We start from the raw sequence: 21834 nt of genomic DNA, 5'->3' as shown, positions 1-21834 counted from the left end.
GTGCTAATTTGCCTTAAGGTTTTGAAATACTCTTTCGAAGAGGATATAAAAGGTAATGTATTACTTTCGGGTTTGCCAAGGGGCATGAAAACAGGTGGTGCACTGCTTTAGGTTTAGGAGACTTTGAAAAGGGGCTGTGATGCGTGTCTTGATTGAGAAAAATGTCAGAGAGAATCAGTGTGGTTTTTGGCAAAGGTATGCGTGCGTGGTGTAGGAGGGTATTTCGTTATCTTTGAGGTGTTCAAAGCGAGCGTAGGGACAAATGCGTCATAGAAAAACAGTGTGTAGTGCTGTGCTCTCAGTTTGCAAAAGGATGTAAAAGAGGTGATGTATTGCTTTCCGATTTGCCAAGGGGCATGAAAACAGGTATTGCACCGCTTTGGGTTTAGGAGACTTTGAAAAAGGGCTGTGATGCGTGTCTTGATTGAGAAAAATGTCAGAGAGAGCCGGTGTGGTTTTTGGCAAAGGTATGCGTGTGTGGTGTGAGAGCTTGTGGGTTTATCTTTTAGGTGTTTAAAGTAAGTGTTCAAAGCGAGCGTAGGGACAAAATGCGTCATAGAAAAACACTGTTGAATGTGGAGGGCATAAAACTATGTTCAATGGTCCAGGGGCTTTAGAAAATCAGAGATTTGTGCAGGAGGAAGACGTGAGGCGGGTATCTTGATTGTCTGAAAAAATGGTAAGACTCTAATGATCTCTTGGGAGATTTTGCACTACTAGAGCGCTGTTTGGTTAAGACTGCAAGAAAAGAAATGCATATAAAGGAAAGAGGAATGCCACAAAAATATTTTGGTACAGATGGAATTCGCGGCAAAGCCAATGTTTTTCCCATGACACCAGATTTTGCTATGAAAGTGGGGATGGCTGTGGGAATTTTGTTTCGGTCACAAAATCAGTCGCGTCGTGTGGTAATTGGTAAAGATACCCGTTTGTCTGGTTATATGCTCGAAAATGCTTTGGTTTCAGGATTTACCGCTGCTGGAATGGAGGCGTTCTTATTAGGACCGGTGCCAACACCTGCTGTTGCTATGCTTTGTCGCTCATTGCGTGCTGATCTGGGGGTGATGATTTCGGCCTCTCATAATCCCTTCTATGATAATGGTATTAAACTTTTTGGTCCTGATGGCTTTAAGCTTTCAGATGAGATAGAAGAAAAAATTGAACAATTGATCGATACAGATCTTTCAAAATCTTTAGCCAGTTGTGCCGAAATTGGCTATGCAAAACGGGTCGAGGGTGATATTTACCGCTATATCGAATATGCCAAAAGAACTTTGCCGCGCGATGTTCGTTTGGATAATTTGCGTATCGTTGTCGATTGCGCTAATGGTGCTGCTTATAAGGCGGCTCCGCGTGCTTTATGGGAATTGGGAGCTGAGGTCTTTGCGATTAATGATACACCAAATGGTACCAATATTAATCACAAATGCGGTTCAACCGATTTGGCCTCTTTAAAACAAAAAGTTCATGAAGTGCGCGCTGATGTGGGTATTGCTCTCGATGGGGATGGAGATCGTGTTCTTCTTGTGGATGAAAAAGCTCAAACCGTTGATGGGGATCAGTTGATCGCTGTTATTGCTGAACATTGGCATAAAAACGGACGTTTGCAGTCTAAGGGTGTTGTTACAACTATTATGTCAAATCTTGGACTCGAGCGCTTCTTAAACAGCAAAGGGTTAGATCTTGTTCGGACAAAGGTAGGGGATCGCTATGTGGTCGATGCGATGCGCAAGAAGGGATATAATGTTGGGGGTGAAGCTTCTGGGCATATTGTGCTGAGTGATTTTGGTACAACGGGTGATGGTTTAGTAGCTGCTTTGCAGATTTTAGCTTGTATGCAAGAAATCCAAATTCCTATGAGTCACTTGTGTCAGCGCTTTGAACCTGTGCCACAAATTTTCAAAAACGTAATGATTAAAAACAAAAATGTGCTGAAAAAAAATCCGGTCAAAACAGCAATAGAGCAAGCAACACAGCGTTTAGGAAAAAAAGCAAGACTGGTGATTCGTGCTTCTGGAACCGAGCCCGTAATTCGTATTATGGGGGAAGGCGATGAGAGAGAAATGCTTGATGCTGTTGTGACAGAGATGGTAGATATTATTACACATCATGATACCCTTTCAAAAGCGTGTGCTTCTCTGGAAAGATCGTGAAGATTTTGAGAGAATTGATCGAATAATTACGTAACATTCTTAGGAAAGAGCTTCGACAGGTAATCTGTGCTTCTGAAACCGATCTTGGCTCGAGCGCTTCTTAAACAGCAAAGGGTTAGATCTTGTTCGGACAAAGGTAGGGGATCGCTATGTGGTCGATGCGATGCGCAAGAAGGGATATAATGTTGGGGGTGAAGCTTCTGGGCATATTGTGCTGAGTGATTTTGGTACAACGGGTGATGGTTTAGTAGCTGCTTTGCAGATTTTAGCTTGTATGCAAGAAATCCAAATTCCTATGAGTCACTTGTGTCAGCGCTTTGAACCTGTGCCACAAATTTTCAAAAACGTAATGATTAAAAACAAAAATGTGCTGAAAAAAAATCCGGTCAAAACAGCAATAGAGCAAGCAACACAGCGTTTAGGAAAAAAAGCAAGACTGGTGATTCGTGCTTCTGGAACCGAGCCCGTAGTCCGTATTATGATTGAATGTATAAATGCAAAGTTTTACGCAGTATGTTGAGGAAAAGTTTTCTTGAAAATGGCGTGTTTTTGAGGGAGAAGAGGATTGTGCAAATTTGCTGGTTGAGGAGAAGAGTGGCAAGCAAAACCACTGATCAATGCTGTTTTATGTTTGGTAAAAAAAGCTCTGTTGGTGATCTAGTTTTCTACAAATAAGCTGGTTATCCGCATGAGGGCTGGAGGCGATGAGAGGGAAGTGCTGGATGCTGTTGTGATACGAGATGGTGGATGTTATCGCGTATCATGATATGCTTTTTCAAAAGCGCATGCTTCCCTTGAAGGATCGTGAAGGCTTTTTTTTTAAACAAGAGATCATCATTGCTTTTCTCTTATAAAACTTTGCGGCTGAGAATTTCATCATCTTTTTAGAATAGTCAAATGAGGCAGAATAGTTAGATACATCTGGAAACAATGCTCATTCGCTGGAGTTTCCGTAGGAGAGCCTTTTGTAGAACATCCTCTTTATTTTATCACCCATAACATGAAGGGTATCGGTGAACATCTGAAAGAAATGCGTAAAGATGCAAAGGAAACAGAGGGGTGTCTAAAGGGAGCATATAACCTGTTAGAGAAAAGGCATGTTATGATACAGGGGATGGTAGATGCGTGGGATGTAAAAGCTTATCGGTTCTTATTGTTTCTCTTCACTCGCAAGGATGAAGGTTTCTAAAACATTGCTGGATGAGAAGCAAAAGAGGCGCTTTCTCTCGCATGGAGAAAGTACCTCGGAAGAGATGAATTGTACAATACAGACTTTGATCTTAAAAACGGTCTTTTTTCTCTTTTTTCCACAAAAAATAAGTTGCAAGTCCAAGGATCGGAATACCTAATTTTGCAAAAGGTAGATGTTTGCTAAGCAATGCAACACTTTCTAGAGTTGCTTCTGTCATAAGTTTATGGCGTTGTTCTTCTGATTTCTTTTGTTGATCATAGTGCTGATAGGCTTTGAGAAAGCGGCTGATTAAAATACCTAAGGTTGCAAGAAAAAGCCAAATGAAAAATAGCACACTGGCTGCTGTAAGAGGTTTTATTACTGAAGATAATGCAATAAAACCAATGACAGATAAAAAGATCAAAGACATAAACAAGGAAATGCCAATAATTCCAAAGCAAATTGCTTGGAGACGGACTTGCTTGACAGTGCTTTTCAGCTCCCCACCGACAAGATGGTTTAAAAGAGGCGCGATAAACATAAGCATGCCTTAACGACGCAATAAGTGTGCTAGAATAAAACCAATCCCTGCTGCAAACAGAACACTTTTGCCAGGATTGTCTCGAACGCATTGGTTCATAGTGTGTTCAAGGTCACCAATTTTGTCTTTTGCTTGAGACAGAATGTCTTCACTATTTTCCTTGGCAGAATTATACAGTTTTCCTGCCTTATTTTTGACGCTATTCAATTTGCTCGAACCAAGATCTGTCAATGTCGAGGTTATACCAGAAATTTCAGTGCGTAGATTTTCTAATTGTGTTTGAAGATCTTTTTCTGCTGCTGTTTTATTATGCTCTGTTGTTTTGTTATTTGCCATGATGCTTTTTCCCTCTCTTGACTCATTTTTACGCATTATCATTATCATTCTTGTGTGTTCGTAGTGATCATTTGCTTTGGAGTAAAAATTTTCACTGCTTGGATAACGTTAAACAATTTTCTTAGTTCCATCCCTTTGTGCGATTTTAAACTGTTTTTGATAAACTCAATCTTGCTTGTTTGATCCATGTTGCATGGGAAAGGTATTTTTCTGCTTTAATCCTTTAAAAAATGGATTTTCTGTTTTTAAAATAAAATGATTATTACTGTGTATAGAAAAAAATTCTTTAATAGCCCCTCTTGAAAGAGGCTTTTCTTGAAATAAAACTATACTTGATTTATCAAGTTTTATTTTTTAGACTCAGCGTAGGGTGACATGAAAAGGAAAATGGTATTGTGGCAAAGTGATGCTACGCCGGGTGATGGTACAGCTGTAAGATCAAAAAGTGAAAACCACAATGAAAACCACAATAATGTGAGACAAAAATGGAATCTGAAACAATACCTTTAGACACTCCACCTGCTGTATTTGCAGCGCATGATCTTTCTCCTTTTTCTATGTTTATGGCCGCTGATTTTGTGGTGAAAGCCGTTATTGTGTTGTTGTTGCTGGCTTCTCTGGCATCTTGGACAATTGCTTTTGTAAAGATCATTGAAATTACCTTGGCAAAACGAAAAGCACGTCATGAACTGCGCTTGGTTCTTAGCGCTCAAACTCTGACACGTTTGGCTGCTAGCTTGAAAGACAGCAAAGGACCTGGTGTGTTTTTTTTTAAAGAAATGCTTAAAGAGGTGTATCTTTCCACGCAAAAGGTCAACTTTATTGCAACGGAGGATTCCAGTGAAAGACAAGGGGAACAAACGGTTGTCTGTGAAGATGCTATCCCCTATGCAGAGATTGCGCGATATGGAGAGACTGCTCGTGGTGTTAATGAGGGCTTGAAGGAGCGTGTGCATTCACTTTTGTCGCGTTGCTTACTGGCTGCTACACGCCGTGTTGCATGTGGGAGCGCTGTTCTTGCAACTATTGGTGCTATTGCTCCCTTCGTTGGTCTTTTTGCAACCGTTTGGGGGATCATGAATTCTTTCATCGGAATTGCTCAATCGCAAACAACACGGCTTGATGTCGTCGCTCCTGGAATTGCCGAAGCCTTGCTTGCAACGGCTATCGGCCTTTTTGTGGCTATTCCCGCTGTTGTTATGTATAATAGCCTGATGCGTGCTTTGAGCGGTTATCGCAATGATTTGGGTGATATCGCTGCTGCACTTGAGAGACTCTTGAGCCGTGAACTCGATCGATATAGACAACAGAAAAGTCATAAACAATGAAAGCAAACTTTAATGAAGATTGGGATCTCGATGAGAGTGGGTTGCACAACGAGATCAATGTTACCCCTTTCATTGATGTCGTTTTAGTGTTGCTTATTGTTTTTATGGTTGCTGCACCTTTGGCCACCTCTGTTATTCCTGTTCAATTACCTTCCATTACTCAGGCACCTTCTGTGATTCAGCCTGACGAACCTCTTTATGTGACCTTGCAAAAAGATCATTCTCTTTATGTTGGTGATCATCTTGTCAGCAAAACAACCTTTGTAGAAGCCTTGTTGAAGGAAACAAATCAGAATCTAGAAACAAAGGTTTTGATCAAAGCCGATAGCGAAATCGATTATGGGACTGTGGTGGATTTGCTTAATCAAATACGTACTGCTGGATATACCAAAGTCGGTCTTATAGGATTGCAAAAATCTACCAATATTTCTGCACGAGGTGTAAAAAATAATAAAACGGCAGGTGCGGTAGAAGCTACGGAGATAAATGTTACAGGCGATGCTGGCGTGGTAGCGAAAAGCGGTGAGGTGGTAAACGCCAATACTGCTACGATGGAAATTGTTTCTCCTGGAGAATAAATAGACTGTTAAGGGTGTGCTTTGCCATTTATTGGCTGCTTACGTGTGTTCTGTTGTGCTAAATTCCCATAGCATTTAGTTTTTGGCGCCTCGATAGTGGCACTTCGATTTCCCGTATAGCTTTTATGCTCTCGTTTTGCTGTGGTTCAAGGGCGCACACATTGACTTGAAGAACTGGTGCGATAACCGTTTGTGCAATGCGCATGCCACGTTTTATGGCAAAGTCTTCCTGGCCACAATTGATAAGCAGAACTTTGACTTCACTACCGGCTAATCGCACTCAATGGTTCCAGGTGTGTTTAGACAGGTGATGCCGTGCGCTAAGTGAGAGCGTGGACGTATTTGCGCTTCAAACTCAAGGAGACAAGTGAAAGATTAGACCCGTTAGAATGAGTGCGCGTTGCCCAGGGGCAAGGATAACCGTTTCTTCTTGCGCAATGGGGTGCTTAATCGTGTCCTGTTGAGCCAAAGCCTCCTGCTCCTCGGTTTCCCACAGTGTTTTTTGTGCTCTCGTTTTGCTGTGGTTCAAGGGCGCACACATTGACTTGAAGAACTGGTGCGATAACCGTTTGTGCAATGCGCATGCCACGTTTTATGGCAAAGTCTTCCTGGCCACAATTGATAAGCAGAACTTTGACTTCACTACCGGCTAATCGCACTCAATGGTTCCAGGTGTGTTTAGACAGGTGATGCCGTGCGCTAAGTGAGAGCGTGGACGTATTTGCGCTTCAAACTCAAGGAGACAAGTGAAAGATTAGACCCGTTAGAATGAGTGCGCGTTGCCCAGGGGCAAGGATAACCGTTTCTTCTTGCGCAATGGGGTGCTTAATCGTGTCCTGTTGAGCCAAAGCCTCCTGCTCCTCGGTTTCCCACAGTGTTTTTTGTGCTCTCGTTTTGCTGTGGTTCAAGGGCGCACACATTGACTTGAAGAACTGGTGCGATAACCGTTTGTGCAATGCGCATGCCACGTTTTATGGCAAAGTCTTCCTGGCCACAATTGATAAGCAGAACTTTGACTTCACCGCGGTAATCGCTATCAATGGTTCCAGGTGTGTTTAGACAGGTGATGCCGTGTTTTAAGGCTAAGCCAGAGCGTGGACGTATTTGCGCTTCAAACCCAGGAGACAAGTGAAAGATTAGACCCGTTGGAATGAGTGCGCGCTGTCCGGGGGCAAGGATAACCGTTTCTTCTTCACTAAGTGCTGCTCTTAGATCAAGTCCAGCAGAACCAGCTGTGGCATAGTGAGGAAGTTCTAAACCTTGTCCATGGTCAAGACGCTGGATTGATAATGTCATTGGCTGTGAAGGGCGAGAAGAAATAAGAGATGAAGAAAAATTCTCTTGATTGTTTTGGTGTGCGTCAGTTTGAGTGTGAGGCATGATCAAAGCATTTCTAAACTATAAAATAGATCTCAAAGAACAAAACAGTTGCTAGTCTAACAAAAGTCGCGCATAAAACAAGTTGATAAAGCACTACGCATGGAGATTGTCCCCAATGCTTGTTTGTTTCAGTGCTGGTTATTTTGTCGATAAAAAGCGTTGGAGTAAAAATAAAAAATCCTCCCAATGATAATCTGTTAAGATGCATGCTAAAAAGGGAGAGGGTTCTCCATTCAAAAAAGTTTGATGCGTATCATCCGTTGCAAGAGTTGCTGTACAATTGTGGCAAGCGTGGAGATAGAGCTATCCATTCAGTTTGCAAATACCCGCTGAATCCACGTTAAAAGTGTTTGTTTTTGTGCTTTTGATGGCTTTTTTTGGGAAAACTCAATGATGGAAACTTATGGGTGAGAGGTGTTTTAGTATTCATATCAGATACTACCAATAAAAATACCCGTGGCAAAAACCAGAGCACCACCAATCAGCACCTGTAAAGATGCTCGCCAAAATGGAGTCGCCATAAATTTATTTTGAATCCACACGATGGCCCATAGTTCGAAGAAAACAATAATAAAGGCAATAATTGTGGCAATATAAAAAGAGCTGATCAAATAAGGAAGTGCGTGACCTAATCCTCCTATCGTTGTCATAATGCCGCTGGCAAGGCCTCTTTTAAATGGAGAACCTCGGCCTGATAATTTGCCGTCATCGTGGGCTGCCTCTGTAAAACCCATCGAAAGACCTGCTCCAATCGAAGCCGAGAGCCCTATCAAAAAGGTTTGATGCGTGTCACCCGTTGCAAAAGCTGCCGCAAAAATCGGGGCAAGCGTGGAGACAGAACCATCCATTAAGCCTGCAAGGCCAGGCTGAATCCACGTTAAAAGTGTTTGTTTTTGCGCTTTCGATGGCTTTTTGGTGGTTTGCGTTGTCGTTTTGGTTCGAGAGTATGTATGGGGTTGCTTTCTTGCTACAAAAGAAGATCGACCACACGCTGAATCCATAGTTCCAGCACGATTGCTACAAGAAAGACACAGAAGCTGCTTATAATTTTCAAGCTCTTGTATGCCCATTGCTGTAAAAACCGCTGCTTGCTTGGGAGAATAAGGCTTTAAAGCTCTTGCATATCCCAAATAAAGAGCTGCATGCTGTTTTTTTGTCTTGAGTGCTCGAAATATTACTCTTTGTGCTGAACGAAAGGATAAAGCTTTACGTTGTACAAATGAAAAAAACGATCTCAACATTTTTTGTTCCTTTGCACTTTAGAATAATTCTAAAGATATAAGAGAAAAAGAACGAAAGTCAATCCAAAATTAAAAAATCTGAAAAAACACTGATGAAAAAGAAGAGCGTTGGTGTGTGAAGAAAGTAAAAGACTGGCTAAAAAACAACATAAACTGGCCAAAAAACTGTATGCGAAAAAATGAGAAAAATGCCGGAGATTCTACTAAGAAAGCGTTTCAGTGGATAAGACGGTGAGGATGAAGGGTATGGGGTGTGGCGTGTTGGCGGTGTGCATGGCAAGGGTGCATGGCAAGGGTGCATGGCAAGGCTTCCAGGTATGTTGGGGAGTGCTGTGAGAGGTTTGTACTGGTGCTGGGTATGGGAAGAGGGGCGGTATGTTGGAGAGTATGGGAACATGCGGGTTTGCTCTTGTTTTGCAGTTATCGTTTTTATAGTCTGAAAGGAGCCCTTTTGAAGCAATATATAAGCTCGTAAGCATAGAAAAGAGGCTGACAACGACATTCCAACCAGCAAATGAGAGAAAAAGAAAGCGTATGGATGCTTCAAAACAAGAGGGAGGACGGATGTTGTTCAATTGTCTGGAGAAAAGAAAATTGGGAGGGGTAAATACGAGTATTGGGGGTGGGTATGCTTGGGAAAGGGTGCCGGTGTTAGGAGCGATGATGGTATTGGGGGCAGGGTACTGGTGCTTTGAGAGGGCTTATGTGTGTGCTTTGCAAGGTGCGTGCGTGCTTTGGCTGGAAAGCGGGGACTGGAGAGCAAGGGGTACAGAGTTTGGTTTTCGTGATGCGGTTAAAGTTTTTTATAACTTGCTAAGAGCCCTTTTGAAGCAATATATAAGCTCGTAAGCATAGAAAAGAGGCTGGCAACGACATTCCAACCAGCAAATGAGAGAAAAAGAAAGCGTATGGATGCTTCAGAACAAGAGGGAGGATGGATGTTGTTTAATTGATTGAAAAGCTGGTTGACATCTGGTGTTCTTCTTATCATGTTTACACCACAACTGAGAGGCGCTGGCCAAAAGCCATATTCAACACCCGCATGATATACTGCTAAAACAAGGCTGATGGTCATTAAGACAAAAACACACCAAAATGACAGTTGCACCCAAAAAGATGTGCGAAAAAACCATGCTCCAACACCTGCTAAAAGCAAAAATGGTAGAGAACCGTAATAGGGAAAACGTTCAATGAAGCATAAATCGCAAGGAATATATCCCCCAATATGTTCAAAACCAAGTGCTAAACCTATTATGCTTAAGAAGAAAAAAGAAAGAGAAAAAGCCCACAAAATCTGCTCTTTTCTGCTTGATTCATTCTGAAGATGCTTATGCAGAATATATCGAAAAGATAAAATATGTGCCATCGAGCATGTTCCTTAAAATAAAAGGTACTTGTTCACAAAAGTTATGAAAATTCCATAAACCAAAAATAGAGTAACACAACCAATCAGAACAATCCATTTGAAATGGCGGGCAAGAAAATGCATTGCTTGACGTCCAAAATGCTTAATCAACCACGCCAGAAGGTAAAAACGAGCTCCCCGTGCAAAAATACAGGTGAGAATAAAAAGTCCAAGATGCACACCCATAACACCTGCTAAAAGTGTAGTAATCTTGAGAGGCGGAAGATGTAAAAAACCTGAAGTGATCAGTAAAATTACAAGAAATTTCAGTGTCGCACTGTTTTTTAGCGTTTGAAAACTTTCAACTTTACCGTAAAATTCTAAAATCGGTTTGGCAAGTGTGTCATAAGCAAAATGACCAATAAACCAACCGGAAACTCCTCCCAAAACAGAACATACAGTAGCAATAAAGGCATAGCGATAAGCCTTCTTAGGGTGAACAAGGGCCATCGGAAGATACAAAACATCTACAGGAATCGGAAAAAAAGAACTCTCAATAAAAGCAATGAACCCAAGCCAATATGATGCTGTGCGTCGATTCGCTAAAGAAATCGTCCAAAGCTTTAGTTTGTTCAATATCATGAGATCTTTCATAAGCTGAAGAAGTAAAGACTTTACAAATTGTAATCCATAAACCAGTTTGGGAAACAGAACGAGCAATCTTTGCGGGAAGTACTTCATTAATCAGATAGGGCAAAGACTCATTAAATCCAATAAGAAAATTCTCCTATAAACGAGATAGCACAAAGATCCATCAAATTACTATGGAACAAAAATAATACGATTTTTTAAAAAACAAGAAGTCTACTGTTGACGAATCTGTTCTTCTTCCTATAGTGCAAAAAGACAATGGATAACCTTGTCCTTTATGAGAGTGTGCGGGTGTGGTGGAACTGGTAGACGCGCCAGACTCAAAATCTGGTTCCGAGAGGAGTGTCGGTTCGAGTCCGACCACCCGCACCACTTTTCTTTCCCCTTAGAATTTTCTACAATATCATCCGAGAGCGTTTTCTATCACTTTTTCCTTTTAATTAATTGTTTTTATTAGATTTTTATTTCTGGTATATGTAGTTTTGATCTCAGATGAGAGTGTTCCAAACACAACGCAAAAGGTGGTCCAAAAGGTGGTTTTAGAGATGGTTCGAAGAACAAGAATGCGTAACATTCTTTCCGTCTTATCCGTAAAAGTCTTCCCAAAGAAAATATGCTGATGGAGCAGGTTTAGGGCACTAATATGGTCTGTAAAATTTTACAAGGTGTTTCATTGCTGGATCTATTGATGAAGAATATTAATTGGGGCGTCCATACAGCTCCTAGCAAAGGAGGATGGAAACCAAAGGTTCTTGCTCCCAGCACAAGTGAAAAGGTCGTTTTAAAGAGAAAGGGTTGCTTTAAAGCTGATGCAAAGAGCAAGACGGTTTCGTCTTCGAACCATCGGTTTTATCTTGAGATGATTGAATAAGAAGCTTCTTCTTTATCTTATTTATGCCGTAAAACACCGTCGTTTAGGCGGTAATATAAAGTCTGTAAAACTTTATGTATCAGGTGTTTTGTTGTTGGATCTATCGATGAAGAGTGTTAACTGGTGCACCACAGATCTTAGAAAAGAAGGATGGAGACCAAAGGTTCTTGTTTCATAGTTTTTTGGGTGATAAACAATTTTTCTGTTTTAGCATTCTGCTAGAAACACCTTTTAAGCTGTTAATGAGTATAGATCTTGCTACTTTAGGTGGATAATTGAGAAGGCAACGCATTGATTTATAAAGCGCATTTAGCAGCTATTCAACTTGAATGAGAACTCCGAAAAAGCGTAAGATTTTCTCATTGCAAATACTCTCGTAATGAATTACTCAAAACTCTTCACTTGCATATCACAAGCAGGGTTGGCGTGTGGATAAAAACTCTTCAAAAAAGAAGTGAAAATGCTCCTTATGAATTGTCCAAGTGCCAAGGATTTCGTGATATTTTGCGCTGGCAAAGAAAATGATGATGCCAGCTTGCGCTTTCATAAGTGTAAAAAGAATGGTGCATAATGGTTTTACCATTATGTCCTTTACGGGCATCGTCGTGAAATGGGCTTTTGTGCCTTAAGAGATGTTTCATGAATACACCATACGAGCACAATTCATAAAATTGTCTAATCTTACAGATTTTCTCACTATAAAGTACATGAATTGGAAATACAATGGCGTTTTTTTGTGTGGGCGTTTTTGTTTTGTATGAGAGACGTGCCCCTATTAAACAAGTAAACATGATCAGCTTCACTATCAAATTTGGCACATTCAGCTGCAAAAGTTAAACAAATATTTTTAAAAATAAAATGTAAATTTTCTCCTATTACTTTCGTAAAAATTTTTCTACGCTACTTTGTTATAAAGACTAAGTGGATATGTTGATTAAAAACACAATCCTTTTGCGTCTTAATTTAGTTTTTGTCATGAATGAAGTATAAGAGAGTAGAGTAAAGTAATAACAAAGACTCTTTTAACAGATCTTCTGCAATGACGCTAAGCCTTTGAATTTCAAATTTTGCCGAATGGTGAGAAAGCCTGCAAGATTAGACAATTTTGTGAATGTGCTCGTATAGTGTATTCATGAAACATCTTTCAAGGCACAAAAGCCCATTTCACGACGATGCTTTTGAAGGGATACCGTAAAAGCTATTCGAGCAGATATAAAATGATAAGAAGAGTACAATAGAGCTTTGTGGATTTTCTTAAACAAGGGTTTTTTTACTCTCTCTTGCAACACAAAGAGAGAGAATAATTTTGTTCTTTACTTCTTTGAGATGACCCACTGCTTTAAATGTGCAAAGATATTCTCTATTGCGTCTATGAGGCGAGCAAAATCAAGGATCAATAAAAAGAGAAAAAATGCAATCCATTTCATAAAACGAGACATCATTTTCACACTTTGATAGGTCAGGATTATTTCTTGAAGCATTTCTTTTTCTGCTTCCGTGAGTTCTTTCATTTTTTCAGTTTTTTTTCTAGCCATGTTTCCACCCACACAAGTACTCACCCTGTTTGTTATGTTTTAAGATCTCTCTTGCTAAGTTTGCACTGATGACATTGAGATCTTTCCTCTCTAAGTAAATGGGCAACCATCCTTCACAGGAAGAACGCTTATTTATCGCGCAGCCAACTAGAGAGCTCAGCACGCACATCAGCATCACTTTTTTTGTTAACTTCATTTTCTATCTCAAGCCTTGTTGTTGCTGACTTTAGAGTCTTTTCTGTTTGCTTTTGCTGCTCAATCTTTTTGCCGAGCGTAAAAGCTTTTGCTAAAGCCATAAAAAAAGCGGCCAAAACCGCACTTGTTACTATCAAGTTTCTTTTCATCCACCAGATCATAGACGATGCTCCTGAAAGCGTTTCGCAACGAAGAAAATTCCAGCACAGGCAGCTATAATCATCACCGTTGCCAATGCCCATTGGACCGGACCATTGACTGTTAACAAGCCTCCAAGCCCTGAAGCGGAGCCTATAATTGGTGCAAGCGCTTCTAATTTGAAAAGACCTGTTGCATCTTTCATTTCTACTTTTTGAGTGTTGGAAGAAACATAAGAGCGCTTCGCCCATAACCCTGTTTCTGCTGCACGTCTATTGACGAGACCTTGAAGACGTTTGCCTCCTGCTTTGGTCCATTTCTGTAATTCGGTTGGGATTGCTTCATAATCACCATTATTGAGTTTCTTTAAGAGTGTCGAGTTGCAAAAAGCTGTTGTTCCTACATTATAACAAAACGAAACTAACGCTGCGAATTGTTCATCTGTTAAAGAAACAGTGACAGCTTGCTCAACAGCGTTTTCAAATTGTTGCAAGTCTCGACAAAGAAGTTCTTCGGCTTGCTTTTCAGTGATTGTCATGCCTTTGCGCACAAAGGGTTTTCCAGCACTCTTTGTATGGCCATAACCGATTGTCCATACACCAATAGAATCTTGATAGGCGCTCAAACGTAATCCTTCCCATTGTTTAATCAGCGCAAGTCCTTCTTTTGATATTTTTCGCATAAACTTCTCCATAAAAAAACTCTGCATAAAGCAGAGCAGTATGACCATGACATATTCTCAAATTGCATTTTTCTCGCTTTTCAAAAACAGAAGAGACATGAGATTTGACAAAGATTAAAACATCAGGTTGTCTTTTTGTCTTTTGTGGTTGATTGCTGATAGTGCGGTTTTCGCTAGGGGTGGGCGGATAAGGTGAGATCAGGTTAGGCAATGGCTTGGAGAGCGGGGCAAAGGGGGTGCTAACGAGGCGGAAGAGTTTGCCAGTGAGGTGGGTGGCTTGTGAGAGGAGTGTTACTGCGGTTTCCTTTTTACAGCGGTGTTGTTGGTTTTCTCTGTCGTGAAGAGTAAGAGGAACAGTGGCTTGGAGAGCGGGGCAAAGGGGGTGCTCAAGAGGCGGAAGAGTTTGCCAGTGAGGTGGTTGGCTTATGAGAGGAGTGTTACTGCGGTTTCCTTTTTACAGCGGTGTTGTTGGTTTTCTCTGTCGTGAAGAGTAAGAGGAACAGTGGCTTGGAGAGCGGGGCAAAGGGGGTGCTAACGAGGCGGAAGAGTTTGCCGGTGAGATGGATGGCTTGTGAGAGGAGTGTTACTGCGGTTTCCTTTTTACAGCGGTGTTGTTGGTTTTCTCTGTCGTGAAGAGTAAGAGGAACAGTGGCTTGGAGAGCGGGGCAAAGGGGGTGCTCAAGAGGCGGAAGAGTTTGCCAGTGAGATGGATGGCTTGTGAGAGGAGTGTTACTGCGGTTTCCTTTTTACAGCGGTGTTGTTGGTTTTCTCTGTCGTGAAGAGTAAGAGGAACAGTGGCTTGGAGAGCGGGGCAAAGGGGGTGCTCAAGAGGTGGAAGAGTTTGCCAGTGAGATGGATGGCTTATGAGAGGAGTGTTACTGCGGTTTCCTTTTTACAGCGGTGTTGTTGGTTTTCTCTGTCGTGAAGAGTAAGAGGAACAGTGGCTTGGAGAGCGGGGCGAAGAGTGTGCTAAAGAGGTGGGAGGTTGGTGAGACGCTTTTTGATTATTGCTTTTGTGGGGGGAGGGATTGTGGAGAGATTTCTGGAGAGGATGGGTTCTACTGGGAGGGACGTACATAAAAAATGCTCAGCGTAAATTAAAGCTGAAGAACATTCTCTCATATTAAACTTTTCCTGTTTTCTAAAAACAGAAATAAAACTTTACAAAGATAATGATGAAGGCACTGCTGGAAGTAACGGTGAAATTTAGTCACAAAAAAACTTATACCGCACGTGTCATTAAATACGATTTTCTCTTCATTGTCAACAGAAAAACTAAGATCTTGTGTTTTTTATTTTAAACAACTCCGCTGGTTTTGTAATAGAGTGTGCCGTTTTATTCGGAAGTTATTTCGAATACGAATAAGAAGCACTTTTTCATCTTTCTTCAGTTTATAGTGTGGCTTTTGGGTGATTTTGGAGGCTAGTGAAGCGCTTTTCGATTATTACTTGTGTGAGTGCGGGGTGCCGGTGGAGAGATTTTCGAGGAGTTGGCTTCTGGTGTTGTTGGTTGGTTTTCTTTGTGGACAGAGTGAGAGGGACAATGGGTTTGGAGAGTGGGGGTAACGAGTGTGTTAAAGAGGGGTTAAGGATGATGAGGCTGGATGCCCATTCCCGTTTGCTGCTTTTGTCGTGCTTGGTGCTGATAGAGAGATTTCTGAGGAAATGGTTTCTGGTGTTGTTGGTTTATAAAAAATGCTTTGCATAAGGCAGGGCAGCATGACGTACTCTTAAATTGCATTTTTTGTGCTTTTCAAAAACAAAAGAGATATGAGATTTTGTAAAGTTTAAAATCAGGTTGTTTTTTGTAGTTGATTGCTGATGGTGTGGTTTACTTTTGGTGGTGGTTTTCATCAAGGGTGTGCTGGTGAGATCAGATTAGGTTGGGGAATAACTTGGAAAGTGGGCTGAAGAGGCTGTGAAAGAGGTGGGAAGCCTTTCCAGTGAGGTGGGAGGGGTGGTGAATGGGGTGTTAATAAGACTTGATGCTGGTGAGACGCTTTTTAATTATTGCTTTTGTAGGGATTTTTGATGGGGTAAGAATTTGTCTGTCACCATATTGATTTACAAAGATAATGCATCTTTTTTCAATTTGAATGAGAGTCTCGCATATCGTAAGATCCTTCCATCTCAAATGCTCCATTCATCATCAGAAAAACCATTCCTTTGTGTGTCACAAGTGCGGTTGTCGTGGGGGTAAAAACTCTTTAAAGAAATCCCTTATGAATCATTTCAAGGGCCAAGGGTTATGGCAACATTGAAAGCTGGCAAAGGAATAATGGTGCCGGTTTGTGAGAATAAGGGTCCTGGCTTATACGCTTCATAAGCGTAAAGAGGGGGGTGCACGTAAAAAGGGGGTGCACAATGGCTTTATCGTTAATATTATTTGGATTTATCATATACTATTTATGAGCGTCGTTGTGAAATGGGCTTGGAGTGCGTGCTTTTGTGCGCTAAGAAATGTTTCTTTAAAACAAGCGTGTAACTGTACAACACAGTGGCGTTTTTGTTTTGCGTGAAGGGCGTGATTCTTCTTAAAAAACGTCAGAAACAAAAGTGTGAGGTAATGCGCACTCCCCATTATTTATAAAAATATTGCCCTAAATCGTTTTGGAAAATATAAAGCCGAATGAAAGGTGATGGTAAAGATGAGCGCTTTTTTGTCTTTAAAGTTTTATATCTTCCCAAATTAAGCTGTCTTCCCGTTTCAAAGATTATGCAAACAGATAGAGGCAATAGTCTTATTCTAATTTGGTATATTCAAAGTTCTCATGTAGCGGTTTGTAATAAATTTTTAGCCTCTCATTTTACGACAGTGCTTCCATTCTCAAACAATAATATTATGATGTTCCAATATAAATGCATGAATGCTTAAATATTTACAGATTGTTGGGTTGTCGGGCGCAGACACGCGCTTCTCAGCGAATGATCATTTTTTGTTTAACCGTCAAAATGTTTGTGAAGTGCGTCAAGAATAAGACGGAGAGAACAAACGAGAGAGGGAAGCGATTGATCTTCTACAACAAGATATTGTAAAGCCCCATGAAAGTTATGTTGACGATGCAACTGTTGTGCTTCTTTGATTGCTTCTTGCATCTCTTCATAGTGATCGGTTGCTCTGCGAACCCATTGTTTTTTTGCCTTTTCATCAGATAATGCATGCGTAAAGTTATCATAATAGCCACTCGGCAAACCTTTTGCGCATAGATAGTCGTTTCTGATTTGAAGATACCTTTGCGCAGTATCATATTGCTCTTTATTGATGCCTGAACCATTTTGTTTAGTGCCAAGCATATAAAGTCGCCCAATATAAGAACTCGAAAGCGGGTTTTTCGCTTCTTCTATGCTTAAACCAAAATGTTTCGCACGCATTTCAATCGTAACTTGTGGAACAGCCTTGTTTGGTCTTTTTGCACGTGAAATACGGCCATTGGGTTCTCTTGGTTTGCCTGTTATTCTAGGTCTACCGCGTTTTTTAACTGTTTTCATGAATTTACCGTTTGAAGTAAAAAAGAACTCTCTCGCTAACGATGACAGCATGGGGAAAATTCTCTCAGTCATGCTTTTATGGGGAGGCGCCTATCGGTGGGAGGGCGATGAAAAGCAACGCGTTTAAAATGATCTTCCTTCTTTCTCAAAAAAGGACAATACTTCTTGAAAGTATAGAAAAATACTCTTCCTTCCACATTGTTCCCCTCTTCTTTAACCTGCCATTTCTAGCTGATCATTTGCTTGCTTTTGTCATCTTTAAACCTGTGCTTCGTTTGGAAGAAAAATTTTTACCAGGTCTGGTGTGCCTATGGGGTACCAAATCTGGTATGCCAAATCCGAGTGTTATAGATGTGCATGAAAAGCCACAAGAAAATGCCCTTTTGTTTCCTGACTGGTTGTTTTATGGGCTTGTGTGTGAAAAAAAGCTTTGCACCAGCCTTTAAACTTTATTCTAGAAGCCATTGCTCTGTTTCTTGGGATTTCTTTTGGAGTTTTGCCGTTGGTGGTTGCCAAAAAATACCTCAGAGAGAGCACTTTTTTGAGTATCTCTCCTGTTTAGCAAATCTCTCTATCCTCTTTCGAAGAAATTTTAGACTCTGTTTAACAGACAAAATCTGCGGATATTTACAAAAAATAAACCTCCCCCTTTCTTATAATACTACAAAATGGCTTATCTTTTCAAATAAAATATCCATAAGATAGCGGGAATACAACATGAATGATAAAATGACCCGTTTTCGTTGATTTCTTTTTGCTTTATTCTTTATAGAGGATATTTTTAGGTTTTTGTCTTCATTTTTGCTGTTTTCTAACGCAATTTGGTAATTTTTGATCATGGTACTGTTATAAAGTATGGAGAGGGAAAAAATGGTCATCTGCTTTTGAAAAAGCGGTTTTTGTTATGCCTTCATCTTTCTTTATGAACTGCTGTTCATCCCTGTTTGCGAGATGCTCCGCTACTTTTACCTTTTGATTGAAATCTTTATCGCTTTTTAAAAGAGAGGGTTGAAAATTTTTGTTGGATTTGTTACACGAATCCCTAATGTATGAACATTGAAAATTGTATAGCTATGTGCGTTGTGGTGAAGGGCCTTTTGCTTTTTGAAAGATCAAATGCTGCAGAAAGTCCAGGGGCGGTTTTCATTATGTGTTTTGATTGAGAAAACAACCTACAGCTTTACGTCAGTATCTGCAGTTTTCCTTCTCATATTTATGACATAGGGGAAGATCAGTCAGAAGCTCTTTATAGACTTTATAGAGAAAGTGCTGGTTGCTACTGCGGTGAAATGTTAAAGTGCTGTGCAGTTTTAAAAAGCGGGGAAATGTCAGTATGATAACAAACAAATCACCATCATACCAATTTTTTCAAGAGCATGTTGATATACTCTCTGTATCACATTCAACATGTGACACAGAATCTAAACTTCTTTCAAAAAATCAATGGTGCTTTCTTCGAAAGATTACGCCATAATATTTTGCATCTCTCTTGTCCTATTGGTTTTAATGGCTTTTATTCGGACTGAATTTTTGCTTCATTTTATGGATGGTGTTTGAGTGGATGGCTTTATTCCCTCTATGTTTCTTCTGTCGATTGCTGGGGATGTCTTATCATCTTCTTGCCAATTATTCTGCTGCTCCATATCGTACTGAATTATAAATTGAAAAAAAGGATTCAAAAAATGGAAAATCAACAAAGCAGTGCTATAAATCACTCACTCTACAGAGCGTGATGGGGAAAAAATGACTTTTTTTACAACATTATTGGTTGGTCTTGCTATTTTAGGACTCATCATCCTGGTTATTTTAAACAATATGATGATTGTTGGAATTTATTACTTTTGTATCAAACGTGCGAGATTATACTTTCGTATGAATAAAGAACTGAAAAACAATCATTGAATAGCGTATGTGGTAATTGTGTGAAAAAAGAAGTAAAAAACATAAAGAAGAAGAATTCAATCTTTAAGAAAAATATATTCCTTTTCTTGGAAAGGTTATACCTAGAAAGATTATAAAAGAATAGTCTTTATCTTTCTCGTAATGGTAATGGTGGTTTTTCCAATTGCTCTTTTCTTTTATGCTAGGTAATATCTTTCATTCCAGTCAATGGGCGAGGGGAGAAAGCTTTTCCTTTATTCTATTTCGGCTCCTCGCATGGATTGTTGTGTCTGCTCTTTTTGCTGCCAAGCTTTTTGCTTCTTCGTGTAAGAGTGATAGGTCAGTTAAGAAAATGATTTAGAAATTGAAAGAAAAGATGGAGCCGTAAGATACTGATGACATCACGGAATGCAGGAGAAGGGAACAATGAAGAGTTTTTTATATCCTTTGTTTGTGTTGTTTGCAGAGCTATGATTTTTGCTCTTTCGTTAAGAAGGTGCATTCATGAGTCAAAGGTAGCATTTTGTTGCAGTGACGGTGGTGTTATTATTGCAGTGTATAACACTATTATAACATGTTCGAAATTCTATAGCAAAATGGTAAGGGAATTGAAAAAAGTGATAAAACCATGCCTCAGAGCGCTTGAGAGATTCTTAAAAATGGAGCAGTTATGAGATCTAGGAAAAGAAGCCTCGTTTGAACGATCTTTAAGAGGTAAACAGACAAGGATAAGTTGGCCTATGGGGGTAAGTTTGTTACGGAGAGATAAGTCTGTGAAGGGTAAATTCGTCATGACGGAGGAAGCTTTCATAGGACTAAATATGCGGATTGATGGAGGCGCAGTTATGAGGTTCGTTATGGAAGAAGTAAGAGGAAAATAAAGGGGAAAGTTCAGTTTCTGCTCGGGATTTATATTTTCTTTCGTTTAAAAAACAAGGGTGTTTTCGTTGAAAAATTATACATTGAAAAATAATAAAAAAGCGTCTCTCAAGTTTCTTATCACGCTCTCTATATTCCTCATTATAATGGTTGTAGGGTCTCCTGTTTTGGCAATGTCTCTCATGCATATATTGAGTGAAACACAGATGTTGGGTGGAGTCAGATGGAATGGTATTGGTTATCTGATATTTTCCCTCCCGGTTTTTCTCTGGGCCTGTATTTTTGTACCCCTCCCTATCTTGTGGGGGATAAACCGTTTGCGAGATCGTAAATTGAAAAAAAATATTCAGAAGCTGGAAGAAGCAATCTGTACAGGAGCTAAAATAAGCCGTTTACAGAACGAACCGTTATTGGGGGAAACAAAGAGCTGTTTTATACGAGACCAAGAACAGCTCAAAAATTTTAAAGAAAGTGAAGAATAAAAGAAGTGAAGCACAGGAATTAAAGGAGGAATTAGGGGGGTGATCAAAAACTGCGCTCTTTTTTATTTGAAGAAGCATTTCTTTCAGAAAGAAATTATAAACGCAGCTTTTACATCTCTGTTATGATTGTCGTATGAATTATGGTTTTTTATAATATTAAGACTTATTAGCTTAAAAGCTAACAGAGTGCTAAAAGAGTATTCTTGCCATTAGCTTTGTATGGATGATAGCCATAATAATATGTGCGCTTTTCTTTATATCAGTTATAGGGGGGTATCTTTTGAAAAAACATTCAGAAGCTGGAAGAAGCAATGTGAAATGATCTTCCCTCTATCTAATTCTGGAAGACTGGGAATAAACCATGTAGAAGGAGAGCAGCTTTTTTGTTGTTTTTGTGTTGCTAAAAGTTATCACGGTATGTGTGTTAGTGCTTTTATATCGGTTATGTTGGGACTCTCCATGCTTTTTACGTATCTTTTGAAAAAAATATCCTAAAACTGGAAAAAGCAATTCGGCAAAAAGGTAAAACAACCTGTTATCAAAATGAGCCGGATAAATAAGGTAATAGGGAGAAAATGAATAATCATCTTATAAGATTATTTATTCTAGGAATTTTTTTCGTGATACTTTTTGTTTCTGAGAGTGTCTCCTTTATCATTTCGGGGTTTTATTATTCTGTCTTCAAGTGGGCGAAAATGTATTTCTAAGTAAAAAAAGAACTAAAAAGAGTGCTGAAAGAATATGATACAGCGTTTGAAAAGCTATGAGAGGGAAAGAGACAATGATAAAGGAAACGAGGATGAAGGAGACGGGGATGAAGGAAATGTGTGAGAAAGAAGAGTAAGAAAAAGTTTATGACGATGATGAAATCTTCACTATGGAAAGCGTGCTGCGTTTTTGAAAAGTCTGGGGTGGCCGGTGAAAATCGAGGGAAAAGGCGACTATTTGATGATCTATT

At 40.0% G+C, this 21834-nt stretch carries 17 protein-coding genes, 1 tRNA gene and 5 pseudogenes; 9 read left to right on the top strand and 14 right to left on the bottom strand.

All coding sequences use genetic code 11. The features are described 5' to 3' along the window. The first annotated feature begins 773 nt into the window (after positions 1-773). Both glmM (AYT27_RS07655) and glmM (AYT27_RS07650) read left to right on the top strand, forming a co-directional pair. The gene (gene glmM, locus AYT27_RS07655) at positions 774-2153 is read left to right on the top strand and encodes a phosphoglucosamine mutase (protein ID WP_011181245.1); all 1380 of its coding nucleotides are present in this window, start codon (positions 774-776) and stop codon (positions 2151-2153) included. A gap of 88 nt (positions 2154-2241) precedes the next feature. Beyond that, positions 2242-2640, top strand: a pseudogene (glmM, locus tag AYT27_RS07650) (phosphoglucosamine mutase); the annotation flags it as partial. A gap of 793 nt (positions 2641-3433) precedes the next feature. Here the strand turns inward: glmM (AYT27_RS07650) and AYT27_RS07640 are convergent. Both AYT27_RS07640 and AYT27_RS07635 read right to left on the bottom strand, forming a co-directional pair. After that, positions 3434-3871 carry a phage holin family protein gene (locus AYT27_RS07640; RefSeq protein WP_011181244.1) on the bottom strand — a complete coding sequence of 146 codons (438 nt, stop codon included), beginning with the start codon at positions 3869-3871 and terminating at the stop codon, positions 3434-3436. Between the two features lie 3 nt (positions 3872-3874). Further along, positions 3875-4201, bottom strand: coding sequence for a DUF883 family protein (locus AYT27_RS07635; protein ID WP_011181243.1), 327 nt, complete (start codon positions 4199-4201; stop codon positions 3875-3877). A gap of 485 nt (positions 4202-4686) precedes the next feature. Here AYT27_RS07635 and AYT27_RS07630 point away from each other — a divergent pair, with 485 nt between their 5' ends. Both AYT27_RS07630 and AYT27_RS07625 read left to right on the top strand, forming a co-directional pair. Then, a complete protein-coding gene (locus AYT27_RS07630) occupies positions 4687-5529 on the top strand; it encodes a MotA/TolQ/ExbB proton channel family protein (RefSeq protein WP_011181242.1) in 843 nt (280 codons plus the stop codon). Beyond that, entirely contained in the window at positions 5526-6107 is a 582-nt protein-coding gene (locus AYT27_RS07625) for a biopolymer transporter ExbD (protein WP_011181241.1), read from the top strand. Before AYT27_RS07630 ends, AYT27_RS07625 begins: the two co-directional genes overlap by 4 nt. A gap of 58 nt (positions 6108-6165) precedes the next feature. Here the strand turns inward: AYT27_RS07625 and dut (AYT27_RS07620) are convergent. The 7 genes and pseudogenes from dut (AYT27_RS07620) to AYT27_RS07590 all read right to left on the bottom strand — a co-directional run. Beyond that, positions 6166-6543 (bottom strand): annotated as a pseudogene (gene dut / locus AYT27_RS07620) (dUTP diphosphatase); the annotation flags it as partial. 10 nt (positions 6544-6553) lie between these two features. After that, positions 6554-6919 (bottom strand): annotated as a pseudogene (dut, locus tag AYT27_RS07615) (dUTP diphosphatase); the annotation flags it as partial. A 13-nt stretch (positions 6920-6932) separates the two neighbouring features. Next, on the bottom strand, positions 6933-7487 hold the full coding sequence (gene dut, locus AYT27_RS07610) for a dUTP diphosphatase (RefSeq protein ID WP_011181240.1): 555 nt from the start codon (positions 7485-7487) through the stop codon (positions 6933-6935). Between the two features lie 431 nt (positions 7488-7918). Continuing rightward, positions 7919-8728: a VIT1/CCC1 transporter family protein gene (locus tag AYT27_RS07605; protein WP_011181239.1), complete on the bottom strand. Its 810-nt coding sequence runs from the start codon at positions 8726-8728 to the stop codon at positions 7919-7921. Positions 8729-9159: 431 nt separating this feature from the next. Then, positions 9160-9324: pseudogene (locus AYT27_RS09490) on the bottom strand (disulfide bond formation protein B); the annotation flags it as partial. A gap of 197 nt (positions 9325-9521) precedes the next feature. Next, positions 9522-10094 carry a disulfide bond formation protein B gene (locus AYT27_RS07595; protein WP_011181238.1) on the bottom strand — a complete coding sequence of 191 codons (573 nt, stop codon included), beginning with the start codon at positions 10092-10094 and terminating at the stop codon, positions 9522-9524. 12 nt (positions 10095-10106) lie between these two features. Continuing rightward, complete coding sequence (locus AYT27_RS07590; protein WP_011181237.1) at positions 10107-10715, bottom strand: YqaA family protein; 609 nt, start codon at positions 10713-10715, stop codon at positions 10107-10109. Between the two features lie 296 nt (positions 10716-11011). Between AYT27_RS07590 and AYT27_RS07585 the strand changes: the two genes are divergently transcribed. Both AYT27_RS07585 and AYT27_RS09710 read left to right on the top strand, forming a co-directional pair. Beyond that, positions 11012-11096: transfer RNA gene (locus AYT27_RS07585), tRNA-Leu, on the top strand. Positions 11097-12656: 1560 nt separating this feature from the next. Next, positions 12657-12731 (top strand): annotated as a pseudogene (locus tag AYT27_RS09710) (hypothetical protein); the annotation flags it as partial. Positions 12732-12908: 177 nt separating this feature from the next. On the opposite strand, the gene AYT27_RS07575 reads toward AYT27_RS09710, so the two are convergent. From AYT27_RS07575 to AYT27_RS07545, 5 genes are all read right to left on the bottom strand, one after another. After that, a complete protein-coding gene (locus AYT27_RS07575; protein ID WP_011181235.1) occupies positions 12909-13130 on the bottom strand; it encodes a hypothetical protein in 222 nt (73 codons plus the stop codon). A 128-nt stretch (positions 13131-13258) separates the two neighbouring features. Next, on the bottom strand, positions 13259-13486 hold the full coding sequence (locus AYT27_RS07565; protein ID WP_011181234.1) for a hypothetical protein: 228 nt from the start codon (positions 13484-13486) through the stop codon (positions 13259-13261). Beyond that, the gene (locus AYT27_RS07560; RefSeq protein ID WP_011181233.1) at positions 13483-14145 is read right to left on the bottom strand and encodes a lysozyme; all 663 of its coding nucleotides are present in this window, start codon (positions 14143-14145) and stop codon (positions 13483-13485) included. The genes AYT27_RS07565 and AYT27_RS07560 overlap by 4 nt, the downstream gene beginning before the upstream one ends. Before the next feature lie 1574 nt (positions 14146-15719). After that, positions 15720-15866, bottom strand: coding sequence for a hypothetical protein (locus AYT27_RS08900; RefSeq protein WP_155266630.1), 147 nt, complete (start codon positions 15864-15866; stop codon positions 15720-15722). A gap of 1219 nt (positions 15867-17085) precedes the next feature. After that, the gene (locus AYT27_RS07545) at positions 17086-17634 is read right to left on the bottom strand and encodes a hypothetical protein (RefSeq protein ID WP_034448348.1); all 549 of its coding nucleotides are present in this window, start codon (positions 17632-17634) and stop codon (positions 17086-17088) included. Between the two features lie 41 nt (positions 17635-17675). On the opposite strand from AYT27_RS07545, the gene AYT27_RS07540 reads away from it, so the two are divergent. The 3 genes from AYT27_RS07540 (at position 17676) to AYT27_RS07530 (ending at position 20876) form a co-directional block, all read left to right on the top strand. Beyond that, positions 17676-18080, top strand: coding sequence for a hypothetical protein (locus AYT27_RS07540; protein WP_041583410.1), 405 nt, complete (start codon positions 17676-17678; stop codon positions 18078-18080). A 1297-nt stretch (positions 18081-19377) separates the two neighbouring features. Then, a complete protein-coding gene (locus AYT27_RS09020) occupies positions 19378-19536 on the top strand; it encodes a hypothetical protein (RefSeq protein WP_172642081.1) in 159 nt (52 codons plus the stop codon). Positions 19537-20462: 926 nt separating this feature from the next. Next, positions 20463-20876: a hypothetical protein gene (locus tag AYT27_RS07530; RefSeq protein ID WP_041583409.1), complete on the top strand. Its 414-nt coding sequence runs from the start codon at positions 20463-20465 to the stop codon at positions 20874-20876. Positions 20877-21834: the final 958 nt, after the last annotated feature.

Origin of the sequence: Bartonella henselae str. Houston-1 (assembly GCF_000046705.1) — a bacterium.
GTDB classification, from domain to species: domain Bacteria; phylum Pseudomonadota; class Alphaproteobacteria; order Rhizobiales; family Rhizobiaceae; genus Bartonella; species Bartonella henselae.
The sequence above is the reverse complement of the archived record's forward strand: the minus strand, read 5'-3'. Positions and strand labels throughout refer to the sequence as shown.